Origin of the sequence: Rhodococcus sp. NPDC127593, from assembly GCF_042671975.1 — a bacterium.
GTDB lineage: Bacteria > Actinomycetota > Actinomycetes > Mycobacteriales > Mycobacteriaceae > Rhodococcus_F.
Genome location: NZ_JBHXWI010000026.1, coordinates 54,831 through 75,493 on the forward strand (window position 1 = coordinate 54,831; position 20,663 = coordinate 75,493).

The 20,663-nt window shown below is 68.3% G+C and carries 23 protein-coding genes; 11 read left to right on the top strand and 12 right to left on the bottom strand.

Annotated features, from left to right (window positions below; all coding sequences use genetic code 11):
- The first annotated feature begins 42 nt into the window (after nucleotides 1–42).
- A complete protein-coding gene (locus ACFVJ3_RS24080) occupies nucleotides 43–1,623 on the top strand; it encodes a Rieske 2Fe-2S domain-containing protein (RefSeq protein ID WP_378454433.1) in 1,581 nt (526 codons plus the stop codon).
- 79 nt (nucleotides 1,624–1,702) lie between these two features.
- Here the strand turns inward: ACFVJ3_RS24080 and bfr are convergent, their stop codons facing one another.
- The 4 genes from bfr to ACFVJ3_RS24100 all read right to left on the bottom strand — a co-directional run bounded on the left by bfr (nucleotide 1,703) and on the right by ACFVJ3_RS24100 (nucleotide 4,259).
- Nucleotides 1,703–2,188, bottom strand: a complete 486-nt coding sequence (gene bfr / locus ACFVJ3_RS24085) for a bacterioferritin (RefSeq protein ID WP_072938629.1) — start codon at nucleotides 2,186–2,188, stop codon at nucleotides 1,703–1,705.
- Between the two features lie 91 nt (nucleotides 2,189–2,279).
- Complete coding sequence (locus tag ACFVJ3_RS24090) at nucleotides 2,280–2,459, bottom strand: bacterioferritin-associated ferredoxin (RefSeq protein ID WP_378454434.1); 180 nt, start codon at nucleotides 2,457–2,459, stop codon at nucleotides 2,280–2,282.
- A 90-nt stretch (nucleotides 2,460–2,549) separates the two neighbouring features.
- Complete coding sequence (gene serS, locus ACFVJ3_RS24095) at nucleotides 2,550–3,806, bottom strand: serine--tRNA ligase (protein ID WP_378454435.1); 1,257 nt, start codon at nucleotides 3,804–3,806, stop codon at nucleotides 2,550–2,552.
- A 33-nt stretch (nucleotides 3,807–3,839) separates the two neighbouring features.
- A complete protein-coding gene (locus ACFVJ3_RS24100; protein ID WP_005260455.1) occupies nucleotides 3,840–4,259 on the bottom strand; it encodes an ankyrin repeat domain-containing protein in 420 nt (139 codons plus the stop codon).
- A gap of 81 nt (nucleotides 4,260–4,340) precedes the next feature.
- Here ACFVJ3_RS24100 and ACFVJ3_RS24105 point away from each other — a divergent pair, with 81 nt between their 5' ends.
- The 5 genes from ACFVJ3_RS24105 to ACFVJ3_RS24125 all read left to right on the top strand — a co-directional run bounded on the left by ACFVJ3_RS24105 (nucleotide 4,341) and on the right by ACFVJ3_RS24125 (nucleotide 8,282).
- Nucleotides 4,341–5,447, top strand: a complete 1,107-nt coding sequence (locus ACFVJ3_RS24105; RefSeq protein ID WP_378454436.1) for a septum formation family protein — start codon at nucleotides 4,341–4,343, stop codon at nucleotides 5,445–5,447.
- 1 nt (nucleotide 5,448) lies between these two features.
- On the top strand, nucleotides 5,449–5,799 hold the full coding sequence (locus ACFVJ3_RS24110; RefSeq protein ID WP_378454437.1) for a metallopeptidase family protein: 351 nt from the start codon (nucleotides 5,449–5,451) through the stop codon (nucleotides 5,797–5,799).
- Nucleotides 5,800–5,948: 149 nt separating this feature from the next.
- Nucleotides 5,949–6,254: a PE family protein gene (locus ACFVJ3_RS24115; RefSeq protein WP_378454438.1), complete on the top strand. Its 306-nt coding sequence runs from the start codon at nucleotides 5,949–5,951 to the stop codon at nucleotides 6,252–6,254.
- Nucleotides 6,255–6,288: 34 nt separating this feature from the next.
- Nucleotides 6,289–7,491, top strand: coding sequence for a PPE family protein (locus ACFVJ3_RS24120; protein WP_378454439.1), 1,203 nt, complete (start codon nucleotides 6,289–6,291; stop codon nucleotides 7,489–7,491).
- Entirely contained in the window at nucleotides 7,488–8,282 is a 795-nt protein-coding gene (locus tag ACFVJ3_RS24125; protein ID WP_378454440.1) for an ESX secretion-associated protein EspG, read from the top strand. Before ACFVJ3_RS24120 ends, ACFVJ3_RS24125 begins: the two co-directional genes overlap by 4 nt.
- Nucleotide 8,283: 1 nt before the next feature.
- Here the strand turns inward: ACFVJ3_RS24125 and ACFVJ3_RS24130 are convergent, their stop codons facing one another.
- The 4 genes from ACFVJ3_RS24130 to ACFVJ3_RS24145 are packed head-to-tail and all read right to left on the bottom strand — an operon-like array spanning nucleotide 8,284 to nucleotide 12,075.
- Nucleotides 8,284–9,687, bottom strand: a complete 1,404-nt coding sequence (locus ACFVJ3_RS24130; protein WP_378454441.1) for a lipase maturation factor family protein — start codon at nucleotides 9,685–9,687, stop codon at nucleotides 8,284–8,286.
- Between the two features lie 55 nt (nucleotides 9,688–9,742).
- The gene (locus tag ACFVJ3_RS24135; protein ID WP_378454442.1) at nucleotides 9,743–10,414 is read right to left on the bottom strand and encodes a histidine phosphatase family protein; all 672 of its coding nucleotides are present in this window, start codon (nucleotides 10,412–10,414) and stop codon (nucleotides 9,743–9,745) included.
- Nucleotides 10,411–11,346: a prephenate dehydratase gene (pheA, locus tag ACFVJ3_RS24140; RefSeq protein ID WP_378454443.1), complete on the bottom strand. Its 936-nt coding sequence runs from the start codon at nucleotides 11,344–11,346 to the stop codon at nucleotides 10,411–10,413. Before pheA ends, ACFVJ3_RS24135 begins: the two co-directional genes overlap by 4 nt.
- 36 nt (nucleotides 11,347–11,382) lie before the next feature.
- Nucleotides 11,383–12,075, bottom strand: coding sequence for a hypothetical protein (locus tag ACFVJ3_RS24145; protein ID WP_378454444.1), 693 nt, complete (start codon nucleotides 12,073–12,075; stop codon nucleotides 11,383–11,385).
- A gap of 116 nt (nucleotides 12,076–12,191) precedes the next feature.
- Between ACFVJ3_RS24145 and ACFVJ3_RS24150 the strand changes: the two genes are divergently transcribed.
- The 4 genes from ACFVJ3_RS24150 (at nucleotide 12,192) to ACFVJ3_RS24165 (ending at nucleotide 15,860) form a co-directional block, all read left to right on the top strand.
- Nucleotides 12,192–12,956: a DUF2470 domain-containing protein gene (locus ACFVJ3_RS24150; RefSeq protein ID WP_378454445.1), complete on the top strand. Its 765-nt coding sequence runs from the start codon at nucleotides 12,192–12,194 to the stop codon at nucleotides 12,954–12,956.
- A gap of 37 nt (nucleotides 12,957–12,993) precedes the next feature.
- The gene (locus ACFVJ3_RS24155) at nucleotides 12,994–13,812 is read left to right on the top strand and encodes a CPBP family intramembrane glutamic endopeptidase (protein ID WP_378454446.1); all 819 of its coding nucleotides are present in this window, start codon (nucleotides 12,994–12,996) and stop codon (nucleotides 13,810–13,812) included.
- A gap of 264 nt (nucleotides 13,813–14,076) precedes the next feature.
- A complete protein-coding gene (locus ACFVJ3_RS24160) occupies nucleotides 14,077–15,285 on the top strand; it encodes an LCP family protein (RefSeq protein WP_378454522.1) in 1,209 nt (402 codons plus the stop codon).
- Between the two features lie 23 nt (nucleotides 15,286–15,308).
- Nucleotides 15,309–15,860, top strand: a complete 552-nt coding sequence (locus ACFVJ3_RS24165; protein ID WP_378454447.1) for a ferritin — start codon at nucleotides 15,309–15,311, stop codon at nucleotides 15,858–15,860.
- A 9-nt stretch (nucleotides 15,861–15,869) separates the two neighbouring features.
- Here ACFVJ3_RS24165 and ACFVJ3_RS24170 read toward each other — a convergent pair whose 3' ends face one another.
- Nucleotides 15,870–17,060, bottom strand: coding sequence for a lipase family protein (locus ACFVJ3_RS24170; protein WP_378454448.1), 1,191 nt, complete (start codon nucleotides 17,058–17,060; stop codon nucleotides 15,870–15,872).
- Nucleotides 17,061–17,288: 228 nt separating this feature from the next.
- On the opposite strand from ACFVJ3_RS24170, the gene ACFVJ3_RS24175 reads away from it, so the two are divergent.
- Nucleotides 17,289–17,834, top strand: a complete 546-nt coding sequence (locus ACFVJ3_RS24175) for a ferritin (RefSeq protein WP_378454449.1) — start codon at nucleotides 17,289–17,291, stop codon at nucleotides 17,832–17,834.
- 69 nt (nucleotides 17,835–17,903) lie between these two features.
- Here ACFVJ3_RS24175 and ACFVJ3_RS24180 read toward each other — a convergent pair whose 3' ends face one another.
- The 3 genes from ACFVJ3_RS24180 to ACFVJ3_RS24190 are packed head-to-tail and all read right to left on the bottom strand — an operon-like array spanning nucleotide 17,904 to nucleotide 20,608.
- A complete protein-coding gene (locus ACFVJ3_RS24180) occupies nucleotides 17,904–18,818 on the bottom strand; it encodes a DUF5926 family protein (RefSeq protein ID WP_378454450.1) in 915 nt (304 codons plus the stop codon).
- A gap of 33 nt (nucleotides 18,819–18,851) precedes the next feature.
- The gene (locus tag ACFVJ3_RS24185; RefSeq protein ID WP_378454451.1) at nucleotides 18,852–19,616 is read right to left on the bottom strand and encodes a glycerophosphodiester phosphodiesterase; all 765 of its coding nucleotides are present in this window, start codon (nucleotides 19,614–19,616) and stop codon (nucleotides 18,852–18,854) included.
- Entirely contained in the window at nucleotides 19,613–20,608 is a 996-nt protein-coding gene (locus tag ACFVJ3_RS24190) for a DUF4328 domain-containing protein (RefSeq protein WP_378454452.1), read from the bottom strand. The genes ACFVJ3_RS24185 and ACFVJ3_RS24190 overlap by 4 nt, the downstream gene beginning before the upstream one ends.
- Between the last annotated feature and the right edge of the window lie 55 nt (nucleotides 20,609–20,663).

A 20,663-nucleotide genomic window follows, 5' to 3' on the forward strand; every position in this document is an offset into this window, starting at 1 on the left:
GCCTACTCTGGAACAGTCGCTCAGCTCCCAGGAGGCATACCAGTGCAGGTCACCAGCGTCGGACACGCCGGATTCCACATCCAGACCGAGGCAGGCTCGATCCTGTGCGACCCCTGGGTGAACCCCGCGTACTTCGGGTCCTGGTTCCCGTTCCCGGACAACACCCAGCTCGACTGGGACGCCCTGGGCAACTGCGACTACCTGTACGTGTCGCACCTGCACAAGGACCACTTCGACCCGGAGAACCTGAGCAAGCACGTCAACAAGGACGCGACGGTGCTGCTCCCCGACTACCCGGTGCCGGACCTCAAGCGGGAGCTCGAGGCGCTGGGCTTCCACAAGTTCTTCGAGACCGAGGATTCCGTCAAGCACAGGATCAACGGCGCTGGAATCGACGTCGCTCCGCAGGCTCCGCTCGCGCCGGGTGACCTGGACATCATGATCATCGCCCTGCGCGCCCCCGCCGACGGTCCGATCGGCGACTCGGGTCTCGTGGTGTCCGACGGTGAGACCACGTGTTTCAACATGAACGACGCACGCCCCGTCGACATGGACGTCCTGCACGACGAGTTCGGCAAGATCGACATCCACCTGCTGCAGTACTCGGGCGCCATCTGGTACCCGATGGTCTACGACATCCCCACCAAGACGAAGGCCAACTTCGGCAAGCAGAAGCGTCAGCGCGGCATGGACCGCTGCCGCAGCTACATCGAGCAGGTCGCGGCCACCTGGGTGGTGCCGTCCGCCGGACCGCCGGTGTTCCTCGACGACGCGCTGCGCTACCTGAACGACGATCGGGGTGACGAGGGCAACATCTTCCCCGACCAGATCACGTTCCTCGAGCAGATGCGGATCCACGGCAACGACGGCGGCATCCTGATGATCCCGGGGTCGACCGCTGACCTGAAGGGTGGCGAGCTGACGCTGACGCACCCGATCCCGGACGCCGAGGTCGACAAGATCTTCTCCGGCAAGGCCGCGTACATCGAGGACATGGCGAAGCGCATGGCGCCGGTCCTCGCTGCCGAGAAGGCGACGTGGGCCCCCGCCGAGGGTGAGCCGCTGCTGGAGGCGCTGAAGGCGAAGTTCGAGCCGATCATGAAGCAGTCCGACCTGATCTGCGACGGTATCGGCTACCCGGTCGGGCTGGTGATGGGCGACGAGACCGTCGTCCTCGACTTCCCGCAGCGCACCGTTCGTCCGCGCGGCGAGAAGGACGGCAAGTACCGCTACGGCTTCCGCATCGCCCCCGAGCTGGTGCGCACGGTGCTGCGCGACGACGAGCCCGACTGGGTGAACACCATCTTCCTGTCCACCCGCTTCGAGGCGTGGCGCGTCGGCGGGTACAACGAATTCCTCTACACGTTCTTCAAGTGCCTGACCGACGAGCGGATCGCGTACGCCGACGGCTGGTTCGCCGAGGCCCACGACGACTCCGCGTCGATCGAACTCGGCGGGTACGAGATCCAGCGACGCTGCCCGCACCTGAAGGCCGACCTGTCGAAGTTCGGCGTCGTCGACGGCACCAACCTCACCTGCAACCTGCACGGCTGGCAGTGGGACCTCGAATCGGGGCGCTGCAAGACGTCCAAGGGACACGAGCTGCGGTCCACGAAGCTCTGACCGCGGCGGGCGAATGTACCCGTCGGCGCATCTGCGGCGTCGAAGGATACGTTCACCCGGCAGTGATCCGGTTTTCGGCCTAGCCGACGGTCGGCGGCTGATCGACGAGCTGGGCCATGTAGAGCTGGTCGCCCATCTTGTCCATCAGTTCGATCTGCGTCTCCAGGTAGTCGATGTGATCCTCTTCTTCCTTGAGGATCCCCTCGAGGAGCTTCGCCGACGTGGCATCGCCCTTTTCCCGGCACATCTGGATTCCCGGACGCAGGCGCTCGACCACCTCGACCTCGATGGAGAGGTCGGAATGGAACTGCTCACGCAGGTCCTGACCGATACGCAGCGGCAGCAGCTTCTGATAGTTCGGCAGCGCCTCGAGGAACAGGATCCGGTCGGTCAGGATCTCGGCGTGCGTCATCTCTTCGATGGATTCCGCCCGCGTCTTGTCCGCCAGTTTGGTGAAGCCCCAATTCGCCTGCATCTTGGAGTGCAGGAAGTACTGATTGATCGCGGTCAGCTCACTGGTCAGCTGTTCGTTGAGAAGAGCAATGATCTCGTCGTCGCCACGCATGACTTCTCCGTTCGCCCCGGTTGAGGCGAACGTACCACTGGCAGTATCTGCGATGTAGTGGATCGCGGGATTCAGTTGTGCTGCAGTTTCGTCACGCGGCCGCGCTGCTGACGGCTGATCGCTCCAGAATCTCCTTCAACCGATCGACGCAGGTTCCACATCCCCACCCGGCGCCGCAACGCTCACCGATCGCATCCGCACTGTCAGCTCCGGCGGCGCAGTGCTCATGCACTTCGTCTTCCGTGACTGCCTTGCAGATGCACACGAACATGTGGAGCTCCTTACCAACTCGATTAGGTAAGGGTTACATCATTCCAGCGTTCGCGCAAGGGTAGCCTTCCCAAAATCTCGGTGCGGCGCATTACGGTTTCAGAACATCCGTACCTACGAACGGCACGAGCGCCTCGGGCACCCGCACGGTGCCGTCGGACTGCTGATGGTTCTCCAGGATGGCGACGATCCACCGGGTGGTGGCGAGGGTGCCGTTGAGAGTCGCGGCCGTCTGCGGCTTCCCGTTCTCGTCGCGGTAGCGGACACCGAGACGACGCGCCTGGAACGTCGTGCAGTTGGACGTCGAGGTGAGCTCGCGGTACGCCTGCTGCGTGGGCACCCAGGCCTCACAGTCGAACTTGCGGGCCGCCGACGACCCCAGGTCGCCGCCGGCCACGTCGATCACGCGGTAGGGCACGCCGATGGCGGCGAGCATGTCGCGCTCCCAGGCGAGCAGGCGCTGGTGCTCGGCGTCGGCGTCCTCGGGCTTGCAGTAGGTGAACATCTCCACCTTGTCGAACTGGTGGACCCGGATGATGCCGCGGGTGTCCTTGCCGTAGCTGCCGGCCTCGCGGCGGAAGCACGTCGACCAGCCTGCGTACCGCTTCGCGCCGTCGGCGAGGTCGAGGATCTCTCCCGAGTGGTACCCGGCCAGCGGGACCTCGGACGTGCCGACGAGGTATAGATCGTCGTCGGCGAGGTGGTAGATCTCGTCCGCGTGGGCGCCGAGGAACCCGGTTCCCGCCATGATCTCCGGTCGCACCAGCACCGGCGGGATCATCATCTGGAAGCCGTTGGCCATCGCCTTCTGCGCGGCCAGCTGCAGCATTCCCAACTGCAGCATCGCACCGAAGCCGGTGAGGAAGTAGAAGCGGGCGCCGGAGACCTTCGCGCCACGCTCCATGTCGATCAGCCCCAGCGACTCACCCAGCTCGAGGTGGTCCTTGGGTTCGAAGTCGAACGTGGGAATGTCGCCGACCGTCTCGAGGGTGACGAAGTCGTCCTCGCCGCCCGCGGGGGCGCCCTCCTGGACGACGTTGGAGATCGCCCGGTGCGCGGCGTCGAGCGCGGCCTGCGCCTCGTGCTGCTCGGCCTCGGCCTGCTTGACCTTGGCCGCGAGTTCCTTGGACCCCTCGAGCAGCGCCGGACGCTCCTCCGGGGACGCCTGCCCGACCTTCTTGCCGAACGCCTTCTGCTCGGCACGCAGATTGTCGCCGGCGAGAACGGCGGCGCGACGGGAGGCGTCGGCCTCGAGCAATGCGTCGACCAGGGCGGGATCTTCGCCACGGGTGCGCTGCGACTCGCGGACGGCGTCGGGGTTCTCGCGGAGGAACTTCAGGTCAATCACGGCTTCAAACCCTACCGGGCGCCGCGGAGCGGCTCACTCCGGTTTCGGTTCCAGCAGGCTCAGAAGGTCTTCGCGGCCGAACATGCGGGCGGCGTCGACGGCGGTCGGGTGGCCGGTCGTGGCGTCGGCACCACCGGCGACGAGGGTCCGCACAACGGCGTCCTCACCCTTGAACAGCGCCCCTGCCAGCGGAGACTGTCCCTTGTCGTTGAGCCGGTCGACGTCGGCGCCGCGGTCGATCAGAACCTGAACGGCCACGGCGTGACCGTGGTAGGCGGCCAGCATCACCAGAGTGTCGCCGTTCTGATTGGCCAGGTTCACGGGGACACCCGCGTCGAGGTACGTGGCCAAGGACACGGCGTCGCCGGATCGTGCCGTGTCGAACACACGCCCGGCGAGCTCTTGCAGTTCAGGATCCACCGGCTCGGCGGAGTGCTGAGGATCGTCACTCATGGTCGTCGAAGTTACGCCAGGTTCGAGCCGATTGCGGGAGTTGTTCTGCTTCCACGATCGGAACAGGCATTATGGAAATCGATGTCCTCAGATCAGTCGAACGGCGCCGACCCCCAGCCGAAGAACGCCGGGCAACCGGAGAAGGCGCCCCGCAGCATGTCCGCGACCACGACGCGTCGCGCGCTCGCGGCCGTCGCGGCAGGTGCCGTGGTGGCGGCGATCGCCACGTTCGCGATCGCCGGCGGTTTCAACCGCAGCGAGAACCTCCCCACGCACTCGCCCGGTTCCGGACCGCAGGCGACGGGTTCGGTGGAGGGCGACGCGTTCGCGTCGGCGGCGGCAGGCGACTGCCTCGACTGGACTCCGTCGAACGATCCGCAGGAAGACCGGAAGGACGTCGCGAAGGTCGACTGCTCGGAGGAGCACCGGTTCGAGGTGGCGGCGCCGCTGGATCTCAGCGTGTATCCGGGCGCCGAGTTCGGTCCGGGTTCGCGTTACCCGGGTGCGCTGCGGTTCGCCGCGCTGCGCGACGAACACTGCGTGCCCGCCGTCGACACCTACCTCGGCGCGAAGTTCGATCCGTACGGCAAGTTCAGCGTCGGTCTCATGTTCCCCAGCGAGTCCGGCTGGGCGGCGGGCGAGCGCACACTGCGGTGCGGCCTCCAATTCTCCAGCACCGCAGGGACGTTGCTGCCGTTCACCGGCAGGGTGGCCGAGCAGGACCAATCCAACATCTGGGATCCGGGCACCTGCATCGGAATCAACCAGAACGTGCCCACCGATCCCGTCGACTGCGCGCAACCCCACGCCTTCGAAGTGATCTCCGTCGTCGATCTGGCCACCCAGTTCCCCGCCTCGATGCCGTCCGTCGAAGACCAGGACAAGTATCTCGAAGGCGTGTGCACGCAGGCCGCCAACGAGTACCTCGGTTCCGCCGACGCGCTGCGGAACAAGACGCTCACGCTGTTCTGGGACAACCTGGAACTCGACAGCTGGCTCGCGGGCAGCAGGCGGGTGAACTGCTCGGTGGGCAAGGAGACCGACGCCGGCGGCTTCTCGACCATCACCGGTTCGGCGAAGGGCGAGATCCTCATCAACGGCGCGGCACCCGTGCCGCCGCCGCCGGTCCCGGATGGCAGGTCGATGCCGACGCCGCTTCCCGGCGCAGCTCCGGTCCCCGGGAACTGATGTGGCGGTGAGCATGACGCCCGACCGATTCGAGGAATTGGTGGGCGACGCACTCGATCTGATCCCACCCCAGCTCGCGGCCGCGATCGACAACGTCGTCGTCCTCGTCGACGACCGCAACGACGAGGACCCGTTTCTTCTGGGCCTCTACCACGGGATCGCGCTGACGGAACGGGACAGCCATTACGGCGGATCGCTGCCCGATACGATTACCGTCTATCGCGACGCCCTCCTCGAAATCTGCAGTTCGGAGGAGGAAGTCGTCCACGAGGTGGCCGTCACCGTGATACACGAGGTTGCGCACTACTTCGGGATAGAAGAAGATCGCTTGCACGAGCTCGGCTGGGGATGAACGGTTTTCCCGAGAAGAATTTCTCGGGATCGGGGGGAACCGAAGAGCGCGGTGCAGCGTCCAAGTGTGTAGGGACAGCTGCACATGCAGTTCGTTTGCCGGGGGGCAACTGCCTTCCGCCTGCCTAGGTCAAGAAGGAGTTCGACGCTATGCCAGCTCTGCACGTCGCACCTGAAGCTCTTGTCGCCGCAGCCGTGGAACTCGACGCGCTCGCCGCGCGTCTCGAGGCAGCGGTCGCTCTCAACTCCGCGGCCATCCGCGTGCTCCCGTCCGGGAGCGAAGAGGTCTCTCTGCACGCGGCCGGTTACTTCGGCACCGTTGCCAACACGTTCACTCCTGCTGTCGCCCAGGGCATTCTCGAGATGCGCGAGACCGCGAACACGCTCCGCACCCAGGCTGCGCTGTATGTCGCCGAGGACCTTGCGCTCGGCGCGTCCCTCGCTGCGGGCATGTGACGGCCGGCGCCTCGAGACCACTAGGAGACCAGACATGACCATGGGACTGACAGGTGTCATCTGGTTGCCCCGAGGGGCAACCGTCAACTCGACCACCCTCGCCGCGGGCGCGGGCCCGGTGCCGCTCAGCGTGGCGAGCGCGGCGTGGGCGGCACTGTCCACGAGCTTCGTCGACGCCAACCTCACGCTGGTCCGCGTGATGGCCGAACTCGCGGCCGGCTGGCAGGGTGTGTCCGCGGTCGCGGCGCTCGCGAAGATCACGCCGTTCACGGTGTGGACGGCCGAATGTGCCGAACTCGCCGCGGACACCGCCGTGAAGGCGGGGCTCGAAGCGGGCGCCTACACCACGGCCGCGCTCATCATGCCCAGCATCCCCGAGATCGTCGCCGTGAAGACCGCGAAGGCCACCGCGTATTCGACGGGCGGTGCGCTCAACGGCACCGCCGCGGCCGCCGAAGCCGCGGACCGCGCGATGGATATTCGCGCCGGGCTCGTGATGGAGGGTTACGAGGCCGCGTCGAACATCCTGGCGCTCACACGCGCGTACAGGCAGCCCCCTCGTATCGTCACCAAGGCCGATTCGAAGGAGGTCGGGAGTTTCGACGAAATCCCGTCCGACGGAGAGTTCGATCCGACGCGTGCCGCCGCTGCCGCACTGATGGCCGCCGGCCAGAACCCGGCCGTCACCACGGCCGCGTCCCAGGTCGGCAGCATCGCGGGCACCACCGTCTCCACCGCCACGTCGGCGGCGAGCAACATCGGCGGCGCGGCGTTGTCCGCGGTCACCGGTGGCGGCGTCACCCCGATGGTGGGCGGTGCGCCGATGATGTCGGGCGGCGCGTACGGCGGCGGCTCTGCCTCGACCAGCGCTGCGGCAGCCCGCACCTCGGTCGGTGCGATCGGTGCGGGCGCCGCGGGCGGGGCGACACTGCCCGAGGGCTGGGGCAAGACGGACGGCAGCCAGGGCGCACGGCCCGGCGCACCGGCAACCGCACCCGGCGGGGTGATCGGAGACGTTCGCGCCGACGTGAACCCGGCTGCGGCGGCGCGCGGCGCCACCGGTAGCGGACCGATGACGGTCGGGCGCGGAGCGGGCGCGGCCGGGGCGGGTTCGCAGGACGAGGACGAGCGGGAGACCCCCGACTACCTGAAGAACTTCGAACACTTCTCCGACGGACGCACCGTCATTCCCTCGGTCATCGGCGCGAACCCCGACCACCGGGAGTCCGGACGGTGATCGATCTGGGCACCCAGCCGGGCGTACCGACCCTCCCGGCGGTGACCCTGAGCCTCGACGAAATGGATTATCTCGTCGACACGCTCGCACTCGACGTGCTGCCGGTGGTGGTCGACGCCACCCCGCGGTACGACACGTACGACGCCAGGGACGCAGCGTTCCGCGGCGCCGTCGACACCCTCGCCGCCCGGGATCTGCTCTCGGGCGGCGGGGTTCACCCCGAACTCGCCGACCGCCTGCGGGTTCTCGCCCGACCGCTGTGGGAGATCGCCCTGCGCTGGTACGTCGACGGCAGCATCTCGAGACTGTGCATCTCCCAGGGCGATGCCCTCGCGGTGCTGACCCTGCGCGCCGGCGACACGTACGTCGTCCAGGATGCGGGCGCCGACATCTTCGCCTCTGTGATCGGAGCGCTGGGGGCCGTGGACCCGATGAACGTCGGCGTCGTCAACGCACCCACGGTCCAGCTCGGCGAAGCCTTCGATCAAGGCGGGGACGGCAAGTCGCTCGCGGCCGCCCTCACCGCACTCGGGGTGACCGCGGGCGACGCGATCGTCCTCGGCAACGCGATGGCCGGCTGCACCACCTACGCCGAGATCGTCGGAATCGTCTACGGCGACGGACGATACGATCCCGTGGGCGGACCCGTCACGGTCTTCGACACCCGCGCCGGGCGTATCGTCGGCTCGTCCAGTGTCTCCGCGCACGGGGTGGCGTGGTCGTCGCTCAGCCCCGGCACCCCGCAGCGCCTGCGGCAGGCGCTGGAGTCGCTGGCCGACCGGCTCCACTGACCTACACCGGTTGCCGCTTCCACCATGCGCCGGTCTCGCGGCGCTCCTTCCAGGTGGTGAATTCGTACCGGTACATGCGCGCACGCACGTGTTTCGGCGGCTCCTCGGGGAACGGGTTGTACTGCAACAGCTTCAGCGTGTCGCGATCGTTCCGCAGCAGCCTCTCGACGAAACCCCGGAACCACGGTTCGGCGTAGCCGGGCGAGATCGCCGTGAACCAGAACAACCAGTCGAGCCGCAGGTGATACGGCGCGAACTGGCGCGGCCGCCGGCGAACGTCTCCCGGTTTCCCCTTGAAGCCGTACTCCTTCCACTCGGAACGCACACTGGCGTGTGCGTCCGACGTGCCCTCCACGATCACCTCGTAACGCACCCGGGTGATGCTGCCGAACGCGCCGTACGTGTTGACGAAGTGCCACTTGTTGAACGACGCATTCATGCGCTGTCCATGGGAGATCATGTTGCGAATCGGCCAGTAGCTCAACACGACGACGAGCGCGGTCACCGCGATCACCAGCACGACGAAGGGCATCGGCGCCGAGTCGCCGGCGGCCGGGACGTCGAAGGGCAGCACCTTCGCGTACACGCTGTCCGGGATGACGGACAGTCCCAGCACGATGGTCGTCCAGTTCAGCCACGAGAAGTTACCGCTCGCCACCAGCCACAGCTGGGTGACGATCATGACCGTCGCGGCGACGGCCGCGACCGGTTGCGGCGCGAACAGCCCGAACGGCACCACCAGTTGAGCAACGTGGTTGCCGAGCACCTCCACCTTGTGCAGCGGCTTCGGCAGCCGGTGGAAGTACCAGCTGAACGGTCCGGGCATGGGCTGGGTTTCGTGGTGGTAGTACAGGCAGGTGAGGTCTTTCCAGCATCGGTCGCCGCGCATCTTGATCAGCCCGGCCCCGAATTCGAGGCGGAACAGCAACCACCTCAGCACGAGCAGCACGAGTATCGGCGGACCGACCGAGGCATTGCCCAGGAAGATCGCGAGAAAACCCGCTTCGAGCAGCAACGACTCCCAGCCGAAGCTGTACCAGATCTGGGAGACGTTGACGATTGAGAGGTAGAGCACCCACAGGGCGAACCACACGAGCATGCACGCCGCGAGCGGGATGACCTGCGTCAGACCGAGCAGCGCGGTGAGGGACAGTCCGGCACCGGTCCAGCAGATCGCCTCGAAGAATCTGTCCGAGTAGTGGAAATGGAAGATGCTCGGTGAACGTCCGAACGTGACGGCGCGGAGAAAGACCGGGATGGGCAGCATCCCGTTGCTTCCGACGAGCGGCCTGAACTGGTTTCTCGCGGCCACGAACGCGACGAGGTAGATCGCGGCGAGCCCCTCGGTGACGAGCAGCCGACCGAGCGAGTAGTCATCGCCAACGAACCAATCCACCGCCGTCACTCCTCGAGGACGGTTTCCTCCATCGTCGCGCAACCCCAGGGTGCGCGCAACGACGTCACCCCATCGGGTCGTCGGCGCCGGGGATCACCCGGTGCTCGAACGGTGGCTCGACGGTTCCCCAGCGCACACACTCCCAGCCGCCGCCCGCGAGCGGCGTCAGCTCCACCGACTGTGTGTTCGCCAGATGATTGTTGGCGGCGAACAGCCCGGGCACCCCGGCGAGTTGCGCCGCCACGAGCCGGATGGCGGCGCCGTGGCTGACCAGCACGACGTCTCCCGATTCCGCAGGGTCGTCGAGGTATTGCTCCCGCAGGGAGTCCACGACCGGCACATACCGTTCGAGGATGTCCTGAGCGGATTCCCCGCCGGGAACCCGGGCGTCCAGCTCGCCGGTGTGCCACAGGTGGAACGTCTTCATGAACAGCTTGTGCGACTCCTCGTCGCTGCGGTCCTCGAGTTCACCGGCCTGGGCCTCGTGCAATCCCTCCCGTACCTGGACGGCGATGCCCGACGCGAGTTCGACGAAGCGCGCCGTCTGCCGGGCGCGCAGTGCCTGCGAGGACACGAGGGCGGCCGTCGTCGCCCTGGCGGCGAGTTCGGTGCCCAGCCGTTCGGCCTGGGAGAGCCCTTCGGGTGTCAGCCGGGCACCGGGCAGCCGGGTGTCGAGCCTGCGCTCGACGTTGGCCTCGGTCTGCCCGTGCCGGACCAGGATCAGCTTGCCGCTCACGATTCCCTCTCTCCCTGACGGATTCGTTCGATCCAGTCCGCTGCGTCTTCGTCGGACGGCGGCGGCGGGCCGCTGGGGTTCGCCGCGGGCCAGGACCCGAGGAACCGCACGTGCGACTTGCGGTGCAGGGCACGGAACGCCTCGGCGACGAGGGGGTCGTCGATGTGCCCGATGCAGTCGACGAAGAAGCGGTACAAGCCGGGGGTGGTGCGCACCGGGCGCGATTCGATCCGGATGAGATCGATTCCGCGCGTTGCGAATTCGGAGAGCACACCGACGAGGGAGCCGGGGGTGTTGTGGGGTTCGAGGACGGCCGAGGTGCGGTCGCCGCCGGTGCGTGCGGGCACCCGGGTCGGGGCGGTGACGAGAACGAATCGGGTGCGGGCGCTCTTCTCGTCCGCGACCCCGTCGGCGAGGCTGCGCAGCCCGAGCCGTTCGCCCGCGAGCGCGGTGGACACTGCGGCGTCGGCGAGGCCGTTCGCCACGTCCTCGGCGGCGCCTGCGTTGGAGGACGCCGTCTGGAGTTCGGCGCCGGGGCAGTTCTCCTCCAGCCAGATTCGCACCTGACCGGCCGCCACCGGGTACGCCCGCACGGTGCGCACCTGGTCGAGCCGTTCGATGCCCGCCCTGCCGAGGATCGTGAACGCCACGTCGAGTTCGGTCTCGGCCACGATCTGCAGGCGGTCGCCCAGGGCGAGGGAGTCGAGGGTGGGCACCACGGCCCCCTCGACGGAGCTCTCGATGGGAACGACGGCACCGTCGACGACACCGTCGCGCACCTTGGCCAGGCTGGCGGGCGGACTCGTCGCGGCCACCCGCTCGACCGGGCCGTCGAAGGCACCCGCGGCCTCGATCTGGGCGAGCGCCATCTCCGTGAAGGTTCCCGAGGGTCCGAAATACGCGATCTTTGGCACGCCTACGAGATTACGCACCGAGCGTCGACGCTCCGGCGCATTGACGGTGAATGTTTACCGCAGACCCGCGTCCGCCAGCTCACGGGCGACGAGCGCCGGGTCGTGCACCTCGACCCCCAGCAGGACTTCGCGGACGGCCTCCGCGGCCTCGGGGATCAGCGAGGTGAGCCTCGTCGGATCCGGTGCCGCGAGCGCGGCCCGCACGTCGTCGCCGCGAAGGGACGCAACGGTCCCGGACAGGAGCGCGAGCACCTCGCCCGTGTCACGGGCCCTCGCCACGTATCCGACGTCCGCGTGCGCGAGGACGGCCAGGAAGTCGGCGACCTCGCCGATCGAGTGTCCGCTCGCGAGGCCCGGGATGCGGCCGGCGTCCGCGAGTTGCTGCGCCGTCTCGGCGAGACCGGGGTCGTCGCTTCCGTCTGCGGTGACGAACACCGCGAGCGGAGAGGGCAGCCGCAGCACTACCGCGTCGCCGAGCTGGTCCGCGGGGCAGTCGAGGTGGAACCGGACCGCCTCGTAGGACGCCTGCTCGGTGGTGCGGAGAACGGACGGGTCGACGTCGAGATGCACGATGACGCGGCCGGCGTCGGTCCCGACGGCGTCGAGCAGTGCCGACGCCGGGACCACCCGCGGTCCGAGTGCGCCGCCTGCGGCCGGGCTCGTGTCCTGGTTCCCGCTGAGAAGTTCCGCGAGCAACGACTGCGGTCCGCGGGAACGCGGGACGCCGAGGGAGAGGGGTATAGCCACCTCCCCACCGTAATGCCCACCTCGTGGACCGGATTCGTCTCGGGGTCTTGCCATCGCCGACGCGGTCACATTAGGTTAGGGTTACCTCAGTATCGCGGAAACCTGAAGGAGGCTCCATGCCCGTCACGACCACCGGTCCGTCCACCGCCGAGCGTGTGCGTAGCTCGTGCGCACGGACCCAGGACGCGGTACTCGCCGTCGAAGGCAGCGCACCGACCGTCACGTCGGTTCACCACCTGCGGTCCAGCGGCGACGTCGTCGTCGCGGTGCCCACCGAATCGGCGGCCGCCACGCTGTCCTGGCTCGCCGGCGGCGGCGGAATCCCCGCCGTGCTGGAGCTGACCGACAACTCGCCGCTCGCCCTGCGTGAGCCCGTGCGATCGCTCGTCTGGCTGCGCGGCAACCTCCACGCGCTGTGCGAGGCACACACCCGCACACTGGCCGACGAGGTGGCGTCCGAATACCCGCACCCCGGACTTCTCGACGTCGGGCACGATGCGACGCTGCTGCAACTCCGCCTCGAATCGGCGGTGGTCGCCGATACCAGTGGCGCCGAACCCGTAGCCCTCGACGATCTGCTCGCCGCCCGGCCCGACCCGTTCTGGGAAATGGAGACCGCGTGGCTCCAGCATCTCGACGAGGACCACCGCGACCTCATCGACATGCTGTCCCGCAAACTGCCGCCCCACATGCGACGCGGACGCGTCCGCCCCCTGGGCATCGACCGGTACGGACTGCGACTGCGTGTCGAGAACGACCACGGCGACCGCGACATCTGGATGCCGTTCTCCGCGCCGGTCGACGACGCCGTCGCACTGAGCAGGGCGATCCGGCTGCTGGTGGGATGCCCGTTCGTGAACGGACTCCGCGCGCGCGGCTGATCGGCATTCCGGTTCGGCGCACGCTAGCGTGTGCCGCGTGATCTCGCGTGCAACGCTCGCCTCCTGGATACGGCCTGCCTCACCCGAACCGGCCGCTCCGCCGGTCACCGGGAGCGAGCGCCGGGCCCTGTGGATCGAGATCACGATCGTCCTGCTCGTCACGTTCGGGACGAGCGGACTGTCGGGGCTGCTGTCACTGTCCGAATCGCTGCTGACCCCGGGCAACCTTGCCGATCAGGCCGTCGCCCTCAACCTCGCCCGCGCTGAGAACCAGATCATCGATGTGGCCCGGCAGTTGCTCGGCGTCGTGAAACTCCTCGCCTGGGGCGCCCTGGGTCTGTATCTCCTGTGGCGCAGCGGCCTCGGCCCGCGCGCCGTCGGGCTCGGCCGATTCCGCTGGCGTCCCGACGCGACGCAGGGTGTCGGGCTCGCCGCACTGATCGGTCTGCCCGGGCTCGGCTTCTACCTGCTGGCCCGCGCGATCGGCGCCAACCTCACCGTCGTGCCCAGCACGATCGGAGATCACTGGTGGCGGCTGCCGGCCCTGATCCTGTGGGCAATCGCGAACTCCGGCGCGGAGGAAGTGCTCGTCGTCGCATATCTGATCACCCGGCTGCGGCAGCTCGGGTGGAGCGAGAATTCGTCACTCCTCGCGTCGGCGGTGCTCCGGGGGACATACCACCTCTACCAGGGTTTCGGCGGCGGGCTGGGCAACGTCGCCATGGGTCTGGTGTTCGGCCGGTACTGGCAGAAGACTGGACGGTTGTGGCCTCTCGTGATCGCCCACGCCACCATCGATTCGGTCGCGTTCGTCGGCTACGCCGCCCTGCGCGGGCACGTCGGCTGGATTCCGTAATCCGGCCGGACCAGTAAAGTCGTGCGGGTGACCGGCGACGCCCCCTATCCTCCGCTGCCGCCCCGTCCGCCCCGGCGGACGCAGGGCGGGCAGCAGGTGCCGCCGCCCCCGAACCGCCGAATGCCACCGCCCGACCAGCGGGTTCCTCCGCAGACGCGGCGGGTGCCACCGCAGGGTCCCCCGCAACAGGGACCTCCTGCGCCCCGCCCGCGACACCCCGCTCCCCGGCAGGGTCCCCCGGCGCAGCCGCCGGAGGGCACCCAGGTGATCCGCCGCGACGGACGGGGCGGCCCGCCGCCCCAGCAGGCGTGGTCGCAGGCCCCCGAACCGCAGTTGTCCCGGTCGGCGCCGCCGCAGGGTCCGCGCGGCTACGCGCCCACCCAGACGCCGCAGCCCTACCGTGACGCGCCGCCACCGCCGTCACGGGTGCCCGACCGGCTTCCCCCTCGCACGCCACCACCACCGCCGCCGCTCGCGCCGCCGCGGACCCCGGAGCCCCCGCAACAGCGACGCCCCAAACGCAAGCAGAACTGGGGCCGACGCATCGGCATCCTGTTCCTGGTGCTGGTCCTGGCGCTCGCGGGCATGACCTACTACCTCGACAGTTCGCTGAACCGGATCGACGCGCTGGCCGACTACCCCGGCCGGATCGACGACACCCCCGGCACGAACTGGCTGCTCGTCGGTTCGGACAGCCGCACCGGGCTGACCCCCGAGCAGGAACAGCAACTGTCGACCGGCGGCAACAGCGGCCCCGACCGCACCGACACCATCATCGTGGTGCACGTCCCCAGCGGCGGCGGCCCGGCGACCATGGTGAGCATCCCGCGCGACTCGTACGTGTCGATCCCCGGCTACGGCGAGGACAAGATCAACGCATCGTTCGCGTTCGGTGGTCCGCAACTGCTGACCCAGACGGTCGAGGAGGCGTCCAGTCTGCACATCGACCACTACGCCGAGATCGGGTTCGGCGGTTTCGCCGGCATCGTCGACGCGATCGGCGGCGTCGACATGTGCCTGGACACCGCCATCGACGACCCGCTCGCGGGGATCAACCTCGCGCCCGGCTGCCAGGAACTGTCGGGGGCGCAGGCCCTCGGCTTCGTCCGCAGCCGCGCGACCGCGCTCGCCGACATCGACCGGATGAACCATCAGCGGATGTTCATGGCGGCCCTGATGTCGAAGGCCACCAGTCCCGCGACGTGGCTCAACCCGTTCCGCGTCTGGCCCCTCGTCACCGACACCGCCGCATCGCTGCGCGTCGACGAGAGCGACCACATCTGGAACCTCGCCGCACTCGCCTGGGCGGTACGCGGCGACATGATCACCACGACCGTCCCCGTCGGCGGGTTCGAGGACGTGGACGGAGCCGGAAACGTGCTGCTCTGGGATCACGACCGGGCGTCCCAGTTCTTCGACGCGCTGGCGAACGACCGTCAGGTCCCGGCCGAACTGGTCACCACCGGACCGTGACGCACGGCCGTAAACTGACACCCATGACGCAACCGGCGCCGAAAGCACCCAGCGAGTTCCATGCCCTTCTGCAGCAGCAGATCCGCAACGAGTTCACCGCATCCCAGCAATACATCGCGGTGGCCGTCTACTTCGACTCGCACGATCTCCCGCAACTCGCTCGCCGGTTCTATTCCCAGGCCGCCGAGGAACGCGGCCACGCGCTGATGATGATCCAGTACCTGATCGACAACAACCTCCAAGTGACAGTCCCCGGCATCGACGACGTGGTCACCGATTTCGATTCGGTGCGCGCCCCCGTCGCACTGGCGGTGGAACGGGAACGCGTCGTCACGGAACAGATCACCAAGCTCGCCCGGACGGCCCGCGACACCGGCGACTACCTGGGTGAGCGGTTCGTCCAGTGGTTCCTCGAGGAACAGGTCGAGGAGGTCGCAAGCATGCACACGCTCCTGACGATCGTCGAACGTGCCGGCGACAATCTGTTCGACATCGAGGATTTCATCGCCCGCGAGATGAGCGGGAACTCACCGATCCGGCCGGGTGCGCCGAAGAGCGCAGGCGGCGGCGTCTGACCCTTCGGGTCAGCAGCGGGTGGGCGCCGGTTCGCCGCGGAACCGCGCGGCCACGTATTCGTACGCGTCCGGAAAGCCCACCACTGCCGTCGTCATGTGCTCGGATATCTCGTACGGGACGAACGTCAGTCGGGCGCCGGCGGCGCAGTAGCGGTGCGCGGTCTCGGCAACCGAATCGAATGGCGTCAACCCGTCGAGGGTTCCGTGCCACAGGTAGAGGGGCGCGGTCGGGACACCCTCGAAGTACCGCAGGCTGTTGTCGCGCAGTACCTGGTGCGCGCCCGAACTCGCCATGAGGCTGGTGGTGGCAGCCAGCTGCCCGGCGCTGCGGAAGGCGCCGTGGAACAGAAGGAACCGGCGGCATTCGTTCGACATCCACTCGCGCAGCCACAGCCCGGTCGCGTTCAGCTGCGACGAGATCGGTAGCTGGTCCGGGTATTCACGTTCCAAGCCGATCGCGGCAGCGAACGCGAGCCCGAACCCCGGGTGCGGATTGAATCCCAGGCCTTGGGCCATCTGCTCGAGGTCCGCGGGAATCCCACCCGCCACCACCGCGTCGAGTTTCAGCTCCGGCGCGTAACTCGGTGCCAGCGCCGCGGCCCACGCGCTGGCCATTCCCCCACCCGAATATCCGGCCAACGCCACCGGGCTGTGCGACAACCCCAGTTCGGCCACCCGCTGCACCGCCCGGACGCTGTCGAGGGTGATCATTCCCCCGAGCTTCGCGGCACCGTAGGCGCCGGTCGGGCCGAGATGATCGGGCACCGAGACCGCCCAGCCGCGTTGCAGACCCAGATACAGGCCCGGCGACTCCTGCAGTTCCAGATTGAACAACGAGTGTGACGGGGCACATTTGGTTCCGAGCGAATTCACGATCGCCTGATACGACACGAGCGGAGGATTCGCGACACCGCGGGGAAGCAGAACCGTGGTGACGGCCAGGATCGGATGCCCCGTCGAGTTCGTCGACCGGAACGCGATCTGCCACCCGTCCGAATTCGCGTACATCCAGGTGTCGATCCGCCGCGTCCGCACGACGTCGCCGGGACGAAGGACCCCGAGGTCGGCCGGAGCGAGATAGAAGGAGTCGGGATCCGGCCAGGGATACAGCGGGTCGGCCTGCGCCGGGGCGGGAATCGTCGCCCCCAGGAAAAGGGCACCGAGGATCAACGCTATCCATGCACCGGGTCGTCTCAACATGTGCCTGCCCCTCCGGGCCGCGCCGTCAGAACGCTGTGAATTTTATACACGGACGGGTGCCCGCCGACGTGGTTTGCCCCGTTCCCGTCGGGGATCCGTCGCCAGTTCAGGTTAGGAAAATGACATCAAAATGGTCCCGAAATTAGGTTGACTTTAGTTTGGGAACGCTTCCCAAAATTAGGTTGAACTTGGATGACACCCGCTCTGACCAGCGATATTATCCATTTCATGACTTCCACTGACGCGCACAAGACGAAATTCCACGCTCTGCTTCACGACCAGATTCGCAACGAATTCAACGCGTCACACCAGTACATCGCGACTGCCGTCTATTTCGACAATGCGGACCTGCCGCAGTTGGCCAAGCATTTCTACAAGCAGGCCGTCGAAGAGCGCAACCACGCCATGATGATCGTCCAGTACTTCCTCGATCGCGACATCTCCGTGGAATTGTCGGGTGTCGACGCGGCGAAGGGCCAGTTCGACAACGCACGCGAGCCGATCGCACTCGCCCTGACTCAGGAGCAGTCGGTCACCGAGCAGATCGTGCAGCTGGCGAGCACCGCCCGCGAGGAGGGCGACTACCTCGGCGAGCAGTTCATGCAGTGGTTCCTCAAGGAGCAGGTCGAGGAGGTCGCGAGCATGACGACGCTGCTGACCATCGCCGACCGCGCGGGCAGCAACCTGTTCGATCTCGAGGAGTTCGTCGCACGCGAGATGAGCGGCGTCGCAGACACGTCCGGGGCACCGCACGCAGCCGGCGGCTCCATTTAGGCGGCTCCGCCGCCCGTGCGCCTTTCTGGTTGTGGTAGCTACCAGAAAGGCGCACGGGCGCGAAGGGCCCTATCGCAGGGTGACCTGGCGGCCACGCAGTCCGTCGCGGGCGCGTCGCTCCTCGGTGGTGAGCGGCGCGTCGACGGCGAGCGCCTCGGCCAGACGCTGACCGAGTTCGACGGTGGCGGCGGCCCACTCGTTCGCATGCTTTTCGCGGTCCAGGTCGAACACCGGGACCAGCAGACCGTGTGTCCGGAACGACCCGGCGTAGCGGGAACCCTCACCGAGGTGCAGACCGCCGGTCGCGTGCACGCGCGCCAGGGCCAGCATCAGATCGTCCTCGTTTTCCGGGCGCACCCAGCGGATGTGCGCCTTCTGGCCCGCATCGACCCACCACGCCGCGACGACACCCTCGGCCTCGACTCGTGCGGACGGCATGATCGCCGCATTCGCGTGCTGCACGGTGGTCGCGACCTCGGGGGCCGGCTCGACGCCTTCGGGAATCCACCAGTTGAAATCCTGGTGCACGGTGATGTCGAGCGGTGCGTCCGCGTCGATCACGTCGGCCAGTGCCGGGGTCTCGGATCCGGGGTTGGCTGAGGCCAGCGATTCGCCGGCCGCGGCGTCACGGACCCAGGCGACGGACGCGGCCAGATCGGCGCCGAGATCCGCGGAATGCGCCTGGACCTGCACACCGACGAACCCGGTGGCACTGTCACCCTCGTCGCGGACCAGCGCCGCGACGGCACCGGGCAGCACGGTCGCGAGCGTCACCGGACGGGACGAATCCTTGACGGGAAGCGGGGCGGTCGCCGACGGGACGAACTCGCGCAGCGCCACCAGATCGCATTCGGCGGCGAGGCCTTCGAACGGCCGGGTCACGGCCGCTGCGGCGCTCTCCCGTTCCGCCTGCCGCTGCGCGAGCTTCTCGGCGCGGGCACTGTCGGGCTTCGGACCACTGTTTCTCTTGCTCTTCTTTGCCACGACGCCAAAACCTACACGCCGACGCCGGTCCGGTCAGGACGCCAGCCACTTCTTGGTGCGGCCGGGGTGGTTGGTGGCCACCCAGCTGACCCCGAGTTCGCGGCACAGTTCGACGTCGCTGCGGTTGTCGACGGTCCAGCAGTACGTGGCGCGCCCTGCGGCGGCGGCCTTGTCGACGATGTCCGGGTGTTCGTGCAGCGTCTTCACCGAGGGACCGACCGCGGTGGCGCCGACGGTGGTCGCGGCGCCCCCGCCGAGGTACCGGGCGGATTCGCCGAGCAGCACGGTCGGGAGCATCGGCGCCGACCGGCGGATCCGCCACACCGCTCCGGCGGAGAACGACATCACGACGGCGCGGGAGTGGTCGGCGGACGGGGGTGCGGCAATGCCGAAGCGTTGCAGTTCGGCGAGCACCTTGCTCTCGACGAGACCGCCGAAACGCACGGGATGCTTGGTTTCGATGAAGAGCTTCACCGGGCGCGCCGTCCAGTCCAGGGTGAGTGCGATCAGCGCGCTCAGCTCGAGGAGTTCGGCCGGCTCGTCTTCCGTGCCGTAATTGAACTCCGCCAGCTCCTCGAGGGTCATCTCGCTGACGACGCCGGTCCCGGTGGACGTCCGGTCGACAGTGCGGTCGTGGACGCACACGAGGTGGCCGTCGCGGGTGAGCCGCACGTCGCATTCGAGCCCGTCCGCGCCCTCTTCCAGCGCCAGCTCGTACGCGGCGAGCGTGTGTTCCGGCATCGCTGCGGATGCGCCGCGGTGCGCCACCACCAGGGGGCCGCGCCGGTCGGGGCTCACGACGCGACGGCTTCCCGGTCGCTGACCTCGGGCGTCTTCTCGGCGGACTTCTCCACAGCCTTCTCCGCGTCCTTCTGCGGCGGCGGCCCGGTGGCGATCACCCAGCGGGTGACGGGCTCCTTCGCCCCCTTGAGCGTCCGGCCCTCGAGCCGCCGGAGCACCATCAGTGCGAGTACGGCGGTCGCGGAAGCGACCAGCGCCGTGAACGCGGCCAGCAGGACACCGTCCGCCATGGCCTGCAGTCCCGGCCTGGACCGCCAGAACCAGTTGAAGACGACGAGCACGGCGCCGAAGACCCACAGGCTCCACCAGGCTCGGACCAGCAGGACCGCGCGGGGATCGCGGCGGATCACCTCGAGCAGGTACACACCCGGCATCACCAGGTTCAGGCCCGGCACCGCGCAACCGACGATCACCTCGGTGGGGGTGCGCGGGTCGGACGTCTTGGCCCGGGCGAACGTACGCCGACGCATCCGCAGCAGCCAGCACACTCCGCCGATCCCCGACAGCAGCGCGAGGAGCATCCCGCCGGCCTGGCCGAGGAACACCGCGATGTCGGACACGGCGAGCAGGGTGGGGTCGATCAGCCGGGTCCGGTTGCGGAGGAGGACGGCGTACCGGCCCAGTTCGGCGATCACGGCGAACGCGTACAGGCCGGCGGTGAGGGTGAGGAAGAAGGCCGCCTTGCCGGCGAGCAGTTCCGGCCAGTCGCGTCGCGCGGAGGGTGATTCGACGTGATCGTGGAGTCCCCAGCGGGGGATCTCGGTGTAGTGCGGGGTGGGGCTCGACGTCGGCGGCTCGGCCGCGAGACCGCTGCGCCGCAGCGGGGATCGCGCGATCCAGCGGAACCCCCGACTCGCGGGTGGCTGGTGCTGGTCGGTGCAGACGGGGGCGAGCAGCACACCGTGGCAACGGGGACACCACTGCGCCGGGGAGCCGAGGACCGGCCACCGAGCCGCGCATCGCGCGCACACCTGAACGACGACGCTCATGCCCTCCGCACCCACTTCACATTGCCGATTCTGTCACGACCCGCGAATGCGGGCA